The organism is Streptosporangium sp. NPDC049046 (genome assembly GCF_040649155.1).
GTDB lineage: Bacteria > Actinomycetota > Actinomycetes > Streptosporangiales > Streptosporangiaceae > Streptosporangium.
This window is the reverse complement of the sequence record NZ_JBEZEZ010000002.1, coordinates 58201-69344: the sequence shown is the minus strand read 5'-3', so window position 1 is coordinate 69344 and position 11144 is coordinate 58201. Positions and strand designations below refer to the sequence as shown.

Annotated in this window: 9 protein-coding genes; 2 read left to right on the top strand and 7 right to left on the bottom strand. The window is 69.2% G+C overall.

The window, feature by feature from the left end; translation table 11 throughout:
• Positions 1–109 precede the first annotated feature (109 nt).
• From AB0B96_RS02710 to AB0B96_RS02700, 3 genes are all read right to left on the bottom strand, one after another.
• Positions 110–1204 carry a glycerophosphodiester phosphodiesterase family protein gene (locus AB0B96_RS02710; protein ID WP_362895933.1) on the bottom strand — a complete coding sequence of 365 codons (1095 nt, stop codon included), beginning with the start codon at positions 1202–1204 and terminating at the stop codon, positions 110–112.
• Between the two features lie 1201 nt (positions 1205–2405).
• A complete protein-coding gene (locus AB0B96_RS02705; RefSeq protein WP_350943226.1) occupies positions 2406–3239 on the bottom strand; it encodes a class F sortase in 834 nt (277 codons plus the stop codon).
• 12 nt (positions 3240–3251) lie between these two features.
• Positions 3252–4577, bottom strand: coding sequence for a hypothetical protein (locus AB0B96_RS02700; RefSeq protein ID WP_362895931.1), 1326 nt, complete (start codon positions 4575–4577; stop codon positions 3252–3254).
• 387 nt (positions 4578–4964) lie between these two features.
• Between AB0B96_RS02700 and AB0B96_RS02695 the strand changes: the two genes are divergently transcribed.
• Positions 4965–6110, top strand: a complete 1146-nt coding sequence (locus AB0B96_RS02695) for an acyl-CoA dehydrogenase family protein (protein ID WP_362895929.1) — start codon at positions 4965–4967, stop codon at positions 6108–6110.
• 218 nt (positions 6111–6328) lie between these two features.
• Here the strand turns inward: AB0B96_RS02695 and AB0B96_RS02690 are convergent, their stop codons facing one another.
• Positions 6329–6859, bottom strand: a complete 531-nt coding sequence (locus AB0B96_RS02690; protein WP_362895927.1) for a hypothetical protein — start codon at positions 6857–6859, stop codon at positions 6329–6331.
• 101 nt (positions 6860–6960) lie between these two features.
• Here AB0B96_RS02690 and AB0B96_RS02685 point away from each other — a divergent pair, with 101 nt between their 5' ends.
• The gene (locus tag AB0B96_RS02685) at positions 6961–7122 is read left to right on the top strand and encodes a hypothetical protein (protein ID WP_350943219.1); all 162 of its coding nucleotides are present in this window, start codon (positions 6961–6963) and stop codon (positions 7120–7122) included.
• A 60-nt stretch (positions 7123–7182) separates the two neighbouring features.
• Here the strand turns inward: AB0B96_RS02685 and AB0B96_RS02680 are convergent, their stop codons facing one another.
• The 3 genes from AB0B96_RS02680 to AB0B96_RS02670 all read right to left on the bottom strand — a co-directional run bounded on the left by AB0B96_RS02680 (position 7183) and on the right by AB0B96_RS02670 (position 11054).
• Positions 7183–7953, bottom strand: a complete 771-nt coding sequence (locus AB0B96_RS02680; RefSeq protein ID WP_350943218.1) for an alpha/beta fold hydrolase — start codon at positions 7951–7953, stop codon at positions 7183–7185.
• 53 nt (positions 7954–8006) lie between these two features.
• The gene (locus AB0B96_RS02675; RefSeq protein WP_362895924.1) at positions 8007–10232 is read right to left on the bottom strand and encodes a SpoIIE family protein phosphatase; all 2226 of its coding nucleotides are present in this window, start codon (positions 10230–10232) and stop codon (positions 8007–8009) included.
• 117 nt (positions 10233–10349) lie between these two features.
• Entirely contained in the window at positions 10350–11054 is a 705-nt protein-coding gene (locus AB0B96_RS02670; RefSeq protein ID WP_350943215.1) for a metal-dependent transcriptional regulator, read from the bottom strand.
• Between the last annotated feature and the right edge of the window lie 90 nt (positions 11055–11144).

Genomic DNA, 11144 nt, shown 5'->3' with positions numbered 1-11144 from the left:
CCGGCGACACCACGCGGCACCCGACCTGTCGCGTGCGGGCCCCCGCCGGATACCGGCGGCACCGCGCCATCCGACCGGTAGCCGGCCCCGGCACCCGGCCGGCCGCGCGTCAGCCTCCGCCGCGCAGCTGGTCCCGTATGGCGCGTGCCAGCCCGGGGTCGTCGGCGATGACTCCGTCCACGTTGAGCCGGTACAGGCGCTGCAGCCACCTCTTCACCCCTTCGGCGGCGCGCCCGCCGGAGGCGCCGCTCCCGAGATCCGCCCGAAGCCGCGCGAACCTGCGAACCGTCGTGGCGTGGACGAGGAGCCCTTCCCGCTGGGCGTTCCCGACGAGCGTGGCGGGTGACACCGATCTCCCGCTGAGACCCGCGGGACCGATCCGCTTGGTGACCAGACCGATGCCGTCGGCGTACTTGGCGACCTCCCGCAGTCCCGCCGGGGTGACCATGTCGTCGTAGGTGAGCGGATCACCCGCGCTCGCGAGGTCGTACGGGGCGCCGGTCGCGCCGACGAACTGGATGAGCCGCAGCCGGGTGAGGGAACGCAGCCGCCTGAGATTCCCCGCCTCGAAGGACTGGATGAACGCCGGGTCCCGCTCGTCGTCCCATCCGTAGCGCGCGAAGGTCTCCAGGAGAGGCTCCTCCAGGGGCAGCCCGATCGAGGCGAAGTAGGTGGGGAACTTGGTCTCCGCGTAGACACCCACCCCGTGTTTCCGCGCCAGCTGGACCACCTCGTCGAGCGTCGGGATGCGCTCCATCCCGTCGTACGCCGTGTTCTCCCGCCGCTCCTTGGAAAAGCGCTCCCTGGCACGGAGGGTACGCAACTCCTCCAGGGTGAAGTCCTCGGTGAACCAGCCCGTGTGCCGGATGCCGTTGATGACCTTGGAGGTCCTGCGGTCGGCGAACTCGGGATGTCCGGCGATGTCGGTGGTCGCCGAGAGCTCGTTCTCATGCCGGGCGACCAGCACGTGGTCCTTGGTCGAGACGAGGTCCGGCTCGATGTAGTCGGCGCCCATCGAGATGGCGACCGTGTAGGCGAGAAGCGTGTGCTCGGGCCGGAAGGCACTGGCTCCGCGATGCGCGATGATGATCGGCGCGACTTCGTGACGGCCGAAATGCCGTGCCTCCGGGTTCGCCGGAGAGCTCGCGGACCGCCCGTCCGCGGAACTCCCGGAGCTCGCGGAGCTCGCGGGCCGGTCGGCCACGGAGTCATCGAATCGCCCGTCCGTGGGGCTCACGGACCGCCTGCCCGTCGAATCGACGTGGTGAAGGGCGCCGATCACGGTCATCCCTATGAATACGGCCAGCACACCGGCCCGCGCCTTGTTCACCCGCGTACACCCCCCGCTCCGGTTCAGCAGGGGGACACATCCGCATAAGCTGCTATACCCGGACTGGAGATGCAATTAACGATCAGAAGTGATTTCTAGCCGAGATAACAGCACATGACCACTTCCTGCGACATTTCACCACATATATCCCGATATTGCTGTCCACAAAAAAGAGTGAGCGACTGATCACTCACTCCCCGACGAAGAGAAACGCGGGCCGGTCGACGGATCGGACTTCCGGGCCGCGACCTCGGATCACCACTCGCCCCGTGACCCGTTCCACCGCCCCTGCCGATACCCGTCCCTGTGCCGATGCCGCCTCACGCCGTCCCCGGCCCACACCGGTCGTCCCGGCTCCCGGCCCCTGTGCCGCCAGGCACCCGCCCCCTGCCGTCCGGCCCCATGGCCCTCTCGCCACCCGGCCCGCGGACCTCGACGCCGAGACTCCCACGCCCCCGGTCGCTCACGGTCTCGGTCGTCACCGCCCTCGGCGTCCGGGTCCGGCCGCGGGGAGTCCCGGACGCCGCGACTCCCGAACCCTCGCCCCTCGCCGCGTTCGCCCTCCGGGCCCCGACGCCAGAAACCGCGATCACCCTGGTGTTTCCACCCCGGATATCGCCGCCCTGTCTCCCACGCCCTGTGCCGTCCGCCGTCGGAGTGTCTCGGCCGCCCGGATCCCCAGTTTCCCTTGCGTTCGACGGTCGTCCTCGAACGTTCGGCCGTCCGCCCGCCGTTGCCCCAGTTCTTGGTCGTCCAGCCCCCGGCGTGCTTCGGCGTCGAATGCGCGAAACGTTTGCCGCCCCACCCCGTGGATCGATCGTGCCCCTTCGGGTGTTGTACCGCGCCAATAGCGGCCATCCCTATGAGTACGGCTACGACCCCGGCCCGCACGATGCTCACCTGGACACACCCCCGCCTTCTGATCATTCGGGGGGATGCCTCTTATCGAAGAACTTCCTACCCGGATTGACGAGGAGGCTAACGAGCGGCGAGAACGTCGCGACCCGCGAATTCGCGGCGTATCGCACCCGATCCGGGAGACACCGCACCCGGCAGCGGGCCGGACACGGTGGACTCAGGCGCGCCGGGTCTTCGACAGGGTCGCGTAGACGATGATGTTGTCGGTGTAGTGGCCGGTCGCGCGGTTGTAGACACCGCCGCAGGTGATCAGCCGCAGCGTCGCCTCACCGGTGTTGCCGTAGACCCGCTTGGACGGGAAGGCCGTCTTGCTGACCTGTTCCACACCGTCGACCGTGAACTCCGCGAGACTTCCGTCGGACCGGGAGACCTTGATCTTGTCCCCTCGGCTGATCTCCTTCAACCGGCTGAAGACGGCGGCGCCCTTCTTGGTGTTCACGTGCCCGAGGACCACCGAGGGCCCCTGCTGCCCGGGGATCGGGCCGTGCTTGTACCAGCCCGCCTGGTTGGGCCTGCTCAGCGGAGGCGTCTGGATCTCCCGTTTGGAGTCGACGCCGAGCGCCATCAGCGGGGCGAGCACGCCGATCTTCGGGATGGCGATCCGCCGGGGCTGCACGCCGTCGCTCTTCAGCGGCTCCGGAGGCATGGTCACCGGCAGTGGCGGCGCCGCCGTGGGCGCGGCGGCCGTGAGCGGGGCGTCCAGCCCGCCCGGTCCCACCGAGGAGGGCACCACTCCCACCGGCTGCTGGCCGGCGGCCGGGACCTCCTGGATCTGGATGTTGCTGTCCGCCGCCTGCGGCACGGGCGGCCCGTACGGCGCGTCCTCCACCGCGGGGGGCAGGTAGGCGAGCAGCCCCGCCATGATCGCGGCCACCCCGCCGAGCGATCCCGCCACGAGGAGCCCGGCCATCAGCATGCTCCCCTTGGGCTTGGGAGCGGGGCCGGTGCCGTGATAGGGGTCGGGACCGCCCTGACCAGGTCCTTGATACATCCGGCGTCTCCTTCAGCTGTCCCTCTGGCCACGCGCGTGTGCCGCCCGCCGCCTCATCAAGGCCACACCGCCCAGCGCGCTTCCCGTCACCATCGCCGTGCCCGCGCTGAGCAGCCCCAGCCCGGAGCCACCCTCGGGAGCCTCACCCGTCTGCGCCCCGCCGCTGGGCGTGATGATCACCTGCGGCGCGGTGGGGGTGGCCCTGGTGGGGGTGACGGTGGCGGTCACGGTGAGGGTCGGCTTGGGCGTCGAGGTGGTGGTGCTCCTGGTGGTGCTGTTCGGCCCGGGCGTCTGGTTGCCGGCCCCGGTCTGGGTGTTCGTCGGGGTGGGGGTGGCCGTGCCCGTCGGGGTGCTCGTCGGAGTGGCCGTGGGGCTGCCCGTGGGCGTAGTGCTGGGGGTGACGCTGGGGTCCGGGGAGCCCGTCACGCTGGGCGAGGGGGACACGCCCCGCTCGGAGATCGTGACGTCCACCGAGACCGGCGCGCTGACGAGCGAGCACGTGGCCCGGTAGTCGGCCGGCGGGTTCTGCAACTCCCTCGTGATCACCCGGAAGGCGTCGACCTGCGCGAACTTTCCGGCCTCCCGGTTCGTGACCTGGATGGTGTGCTCGCCGTACTTGAGGCCGTTGAACCTCCACAGCGTGAGCCCGCCCCGGTGCGCGGCGTTCGTCGGCGTGCCGTCGGCGTCCTTCGAGGCGTCGATGAAGGCCGGCGTGGCGTCCTGGCCGTCGATCTTGAAGCCGACCTCTCCCGCCTCGATGCTGCGCCGGGCGACGTACTCGATTCCGGTGCCGGTGAACGTGAAGGTGGCGAAGGAGTTCACCTTGTCGGTGCGGTGCAGGTCGCGGCCGTAGTCGCCGATGCTGAGCGCCTCGTCGTTCAGCTCGTACCAGTCGCCCGCCGCGTGATACTTCACCCGGGGGTCGTCGTTGTTGACCATGACCTCGCCGGCCGGGGGCATGAAGTCCACGAACAGCTTCCGGGGAGAGACCTTGAGCGTGCCCGGCCGGTCGGTGTGGGCGGCGTCGGAGATCCCCTCGGGGAGCTTCAGGATGCTGCCCGGCTGCAGCTTGCCCGGCTGGTCGACGACACCCTTCGGCTGCAGGACGCCGATCCAGCTCCCGGACATCTGCACGTTCCCGGTGACCAGGACCTTGCCTCCGGGGCCGAAGTAGTCCGGCGAGCCGAACCTGGCCGGGTCGCCGTTCTTGTAGTTGAGGTCCCAGCCGATGTTGAGCGGCTCCCCGACGGTGAGCGTCGTGGGGATCGACACCTTGGTCCGGAGGTTCACCGTGCTGCCTCCCAGGGCGATCCCCCCGGTGCAGCTGTAGTCGACCACGAGTTCGGCAATGCCGGAGCCGGACGCGCCGGACGCGCCGGATGGCAGCGCGACGAGCGCACCACCGAAAAGGCACAGGGCCGAAACCGCGAGGGACCTACGGAGCCCAGATCGCCACCGAACCACCACATACTCCGATCACGAAGGCTGCCGTCAACAGGCATACCCATAGCACACCGAGGGTAGATCGTACGGTTTGAACCATCTTCGGCGCAGCGAGATCGTGGGTGGATTCGAAGACCGTGGCGTACTTGTGATCTGGATATACCTCTACATACCACAGCAAGCCACGCTAACAGCGCGATATCGGCTGTACCTGCTAGTAACAGAATTGTATTCTGTATCACGAGCCGTCGCGAGTCGTCACGAGTCCCAAGGAGGCACACCATGCAGCGAGACCTCTTCGAGGAGGAGCACCGGCTCTTCCGAGAGACCGTGCGCGAGTTCCTGGCCCGCGAGGTCGCGCCCCACCACGATCAGTGGGAGAAGGACGGCATCGTCCCTCGCGAGGTGTGGAAGAGGGCCGGAGAGATCGGGATGTTCGGCTTCGGGGTGCCCGAGGAGTTCGGCGGTGCGGGAATCACGGACTTCCGCTACAACGCCGTGATCGTCGAGGAGGTGATGGCGATCGGCGCGACCGGCCTGGGCTACTCGCTGCACAACGACGTGATGGCCCCGTACTTCGTGGACCTCACCAACGACGAGCAGAAGGCCCGCTGGCTGCCCGGGTTCGCCTCCGGCGAGCTGATCACGGCGGTCGCGATGAGCGAGCCCGGCGCGGGCAGCGACCTGCAGGGCATCAGGACGACCGCCGTACGCGACGGCGACCACTACGTGGTCAACGGCCAGAAGACCTTCATCACCAACGGCATCAACTCGGACCTGGTCGTCGTCGTGGCGAAGACCGACCCGGACGCGGGCGCGCGGGGCATCTCCCTGCTCGTCGTCGAGCGGGGCATGGAGGGCTTCAGCAGGGGCCGCAACCTGGAGAAGATCGGCATGCACGCCCAGGACACGGCGGAGCTGTTCTTCGACAACGTCCGGGTCCCCGCGGCCAACCTGCTGGGCCCGCAGGAAGGGCAGGGCTTCTTCCAGCTCATGGCCAACCTGCCGCAGGAACGCCTCTCGATCGCGGTGATGGCGGTGGCGGCGGCGGAGACGGTCCTGCGGACGACGATCGAGTACTGCAAGAACCGGACGGCCTTCGGCCGGAGCATCGGCGGCTTCCAGAACACCCGTTTCGTGCTGGCCGAGCTGGACACCGAGGTGGACATCGCCCGCCTCTATGTGGACAGGTGCATCCTCGCCCTCAACGCGGGGGAACTCACCGCCGTGGACGCCGCCAAGGCGAAGTGGTGGACCACGGAGCTGCAGACCAAGGTCATCGACCGCTGCCTCCAGCTGCACGGCGGCTACGGCTACATGATGGAGTACCCCGTCGCCAAGGCCTGGATGGACAGCCGCGTCCAGACCATCTACGGCGGCACCACCGAGATCATGAAGGAGATCATCGGTCGCTCCTTCGGCTTCTGAGACCGGCCTCGGAGCCCGATCGGGGACGCCGGGCGCGGATCCCCGGCTTCAGCCGGGAAGGTAGGGCCCGGAACGGGAAGACGCTCCAGGACCGGTTCCTTCCGCTCATAGGACTCCGGCCCGAGGACGCCCGGCTCCTGAGAGGCCCGGGACGTCCCGCGAAGAGCCGCCGTCCACGCCCTCGCGGGGCGGCGGCTCCCTGTGACCGGCCGAGGCCCTCACCCCTCGGTGATGTCCTCGACCTGGGTGGCCACCCCGTCCTTGATCGTCACCTTGGCGAACAGCGCGCCCCTCTTCTTGATCGCCGCCTGCAACTGCTCCATCGAGCAGCTGTACGGGGCCTGCCCCTCCCTGCAGACCAGCCCCCGCGCGTCGCGCACGACCGTGAACGGCAGCAGGAGGGCCTTCACCTCCCGGTCGCTCTCCGCGGTCACGGTGATCCCGTCCACCCCGCGCAGGGCGATCTTCCCTCTTATCGTGGCGTCGACGTCCCGGCCCCCGGGAACGCTCACGGACGGCGACGCCGTGACGGGATCGTCGGGCTCCGTCGACGCGGAGGCGGCCGGGGTCGGCGTGGGGGAAGGGGAGAGCGTGGCGGAGGCCACGGGAGACGGAGTGACCGAGGCGGTCACGGTAACGGTGGCGGTCGCCGGCGCGCCGGAGGCTCCGCTCCCACCGGAACACGCGGAAAGGGCTGCGGCCAGGGCTGCCACCAGCAGGGCACGCGTTGCCTTCGAGGTCCTGTTCACGAAAGGTAACGATCCCATGGGTCGGGGATTGCGTTTACCAACCGCGAAGACGGCTTCGGCGCCGCATACTGGTCAATGGAGACTCCCCCGAGGTGGTGACGATGGACAGCGGACTGATTCTGCTGATCTTCCTGGCGTTCCTGTTCGCCTGGGGCCTGAACCGGGTGCGGCGTGCCTTCCGGCTCGGCCCGGTCGCGTACATCGGCGTCATGGCCGTGTTCGTCATCGCGATGCTCGCCATCTGGGGACAGACCGTCCGCTGACCCCTCCCTCCGGTCCCAGACGACGCCCTCCCGAGCCGTGAATCCGCGAAAAAGCCCCGCCTACCGGGAGCCCTCCAGCAGCACGCTCGCGACCAGCTCGGGGTCGTCGGTCATCGGCAGGTGTCCGCACCCCTTGAGCAGCTTCACCCGCTGCCCCGACCATCTGGCCGCGCGGATGGCCTGCCGGCGCGGAAGCAGCCGGTCGCGCTCGCCCCAGGCGATCGTGACCGGCGCCTTCGGCGGCGCGGGAGGCATCAGCCCCGCGAACGAGGCGAGGGTCTCGTCGAAACCGGAGGCGTCCCCCAGTGCCTGGAACCCGGCGAGCAGCGCCTCGGACGAGACCCTTCGGGGATGGGCGACCAGCACACCGGCGCAGAGAAGGCGTCCCAGCGGATCTTCCACGAGGGCGGCTCGCTGCGGAGAAAGGTGGCGAACCGAGGCCCTGCCGGCGCGGAGGACGGCTCGCGCGTACATGAGCTCGCTGCGGTTCCAGAATCCGGCCGGGGAGAGCGCGGTGGCCGAACGGACCACCCCGCGCGAGGCGAGTTCGAGAGCGACGTAACCCCCCAGGGAACTACCCGCCACATGAGGGTCGCGCAGGCCGAGCACATCGAAGAAGGACTCGATCGCGTCCGCCAGGCTTTCCGCCGTGTACGGCGTGCCGGGCGGCAGCGGCGGCGAGATGCCGAAACCGGGAAAGTCGACCGCGATCACGTCACGTTCGGCGGCGAGTCTGTCGAGCACCGGCAACCATGCCTGCCAGTGATGCCCGATGCCGTGCAGCAGGACGAGGGGAGGACCTGTCCCGCGCCGTTCGAACGCCAGCTCCATGCCCCCGAGTCAACCATCGATCGGGAGCGGGTGCCAGTCGTGCCGCCTGCGGCTCAGCGCGACCTGGTGGGGATCTCGAACCAGACGGCCTTGCCCTCCTTGGTGGGACGGGAGCCCCAGCGCCTGGCGAGCTGGTCGACGAGGTAGAGACCTCGCCCGCCCTCGTCGTTCTCCCCCGCGCTGCGGATGCGTGGCAGCCGAAGATCCTGGTCGAAGACCTCGACCCAGACGGACTCCCTGCCCCGGCGGATCCTGAGCGTGAACTCCTTCTCGTTGACGATCTCGTCTTCGAAGCCGGGAACGTCCCAGGACTCGTCGAACGGCAGTGGGGGGCCGTCCATCGTCAGCTCCCTGCGCGGGATGCTGGCGGTGGCGGCGTGCAGCACGACGTTGGTGACGACCTCGGAGACGAGCAGGCAGGCGAGCTCGGCGCGCTCCTCGGGGACGTTCCAGCCGATGAACGCCTCCGAGGCCATCCGGCGCGCCTCCCCGACCATGATCGGCTGAGCGGGGAAGGTGCGCTCCTCGACGGCCAGGTCCTCGGAGGCGGACCTGAGTACGAGGATGGCCATGTCGTCGTCGATCTCACCGGGCACCGCGACGGTGGCGGCGTCGGCGATCTCCTCGACGGAGGCGTCACTGATCTTGATGAGCTTGCCGCAGAGCTGCGCCAGCGCCTCCTCGACGTTGGGCGGCCTGCCGTCGGCGTCGCGGATGGGGCGGCGGTCGACGAGCCCGTCGGTGTAGAGGAGCAACGAGGCCCCGGGGGGCAGCGTCCGCGTCTCCTCCTTGTAGACCAGGTCGGCGTGCATGCCCTTCGCCCGCACTCCCAGCGGCTGGCCGACCTCGCGGATGTCCAGCTCGGTGCAGGTGTCGCCGATCAGCAGCAGCGGAGGGGCGTGACCGGCGTTGGCGAACGACAGCTGCCGCGACCAGGCGTCGTACACGAGGTACTGGCAGGTGACGATGGGCGGGACGCTGATGTCGGCGCCGCTCTCGTCCTGCTCGGGGGTCGCGATGATGCGCGTCCACTCGTCGAGCCTGGCGAGGATCTCCGCGGGCGGCTTGTCGTCCTGGGCGAACGCCCGCAGGGCCGCCCGCAGCTGTCCCATCACCGCCGCGGCCTTGGCGCCCCGGCCCTCGACGTCGCCGATGACGATGCCGACCCGGCCCGCCGAGAGCGGGATGACGTCGTACCAGTCGCCGCCGACCTGAGTCTGGATGCCCTGCCCGTGGCTGGCCAGGGGGGCGGCGGGGAAGTAGCGGACCGCGATCTCCAGCCCGTCGAGCTGCGGCAGCGCGCGGGGCAGCAGGTGCTTCTGGAAGGACTCCGCGGTGTGCCGCTCCTCCTCGAACAGCAGGGCGTTGTCGACGGCGAGGGCGACCCTGGTGGCGATGGCCCCCACGAAGTCGCGGTCGAAGGCGTCGTAGTGCGGGCTGCGCCGGTCGGTCAGGTTGGACAGCCCCAGATAGATGAGCCCGAGGGTCTCTCCGCGCACGCACAGCGGCGCGACGATGGCCGAGGTCATGCCGATCTCGGCGGCGAGGCGGGTGTTGGCCTCGCCCGGACTGGGATAGTTGGTCTGGGAGAAGTCCTCGACGAGGATCGTCTCCTGGCGGCGCAGCGCGATCTCGGCGTAGTGCCCCACCGGGTAGTGGATCTCCGCCCCGAGCGGCGCCCAGGTGTTGGGCGGCGGGCTCCAGCCCTGGACGTGGGTGGAGACCCTCCGGGTGAGCCGCCCCTCCTCCACCAACTCGATGAAGCAGTGGTCGGCGAACTGCGGGACGAGCATCTCCGCGACGCGCTTGAGCGTCTCCTCGACGTAGAGCGATCCGGCGAGGCGCTCGCCGATCCGCTCCAGCAGGCCGAAGCGGTCCTTCTCCCGCTCGTTGCTGCGCATCGCCTCGCGGGCGGTGATGACGATGCCCGTCACCGCTCCCGAGGGATGCCGCAGCGGCACGGCCTGTGCCCGTACGTAGATGATCGTCCCGTCACCGCGCCTGACGTCGAACGTGCCCTCCCAGACGCCGCCCTTGAGGACGTGCTTGGAGAGCTCGACGGCGAGCGGGTGGTCCTTCTCCATGATGCCCAGGGAGAGCGACTGGTCACGGGGCCCCGAGGTGCCGGGGCGCCCGAACAGCCTCTCCGCGAACGGGTTCCAGTAGAGAAGGTTGCTGAACCTGTCGGTGACCACCACCGCCATCTCGGCGAGATCCAGGACGGAGCCGGCCGTGAGGTGATCAGCGGCGTCCTGGGAAACATCCCCCCACCGCTTCATCCGGTGACCGCCCCTCGTGGGCGGGTGTGTGCAAAGCGAACCACGGTTGCTCCTGCAGTCTCGGCCTGGGAGCGGAGGGACTCCCGAACGGGATCCAACCGAGCTAGGGGGCCTCGGTCAGCGTGTGGAGACGAAAACGTGCGCGGCAATCTCTCGCGGGAGATCCGCAAGAAAATTGTCCGCCTCGTCGTCACCTGTCACCCGCACACCGTCGTCGCTCGCCGCGAGCGTCACCTCGCGTCCGGGTTGTATCCCGACTTGCTTGAGTTTAAGCATCACAGCCGGATCGCTTTGCACTTGTTCGCTAATTCGCCGCACGACAACGGGTATATCTCTGGGTCCGGCCATCGCGGCCATCGACGGCAGCGACTCCAGCCTCCCCCCGGGATGGCCGACGACACCGAGCTCCTCAAGGCCCGGGATCGGATTGCCGTGCGGGTCCTCCGTGGGATTGTTGAGCAGGCTGATGAGCCTGGCCTCCACGGATTCGGACATGACGTGCTCCCAGCGGCACGCCTCGATGTGCACCTCTTCCCAGGGCAGACCGATCACCTGGGTGAGCAGGCATTCCGCGAGGCGGTGTTTGCGCATGACACGGGTCGCGAGGGTGCGTCCCAGATCGGTCATGGTCAGATGGCGGTCGCCCTCGACGCGAACCAGGCCGTCGCGCTCCATCCGGGCGACCGTCTGGCTGACGGTGGGACCGCTCTGCTGGAGACGCTCGGCGATACGCGCGCGCAGGGGGACGATGCCCTCCTCCTCCAGCTCGAAGATCGTACGAAGGTACATCTCCGTCGTGTCGATCAGGCCGTGTGCGGTCAAGGTTCCTCCCGTCCTCTCTCGATGCTACGTCCATCGCGCGGTGTTCCCGGGAGGGCGGCGCGGGACCTCGGAAGTCTGAGAAGACGACCC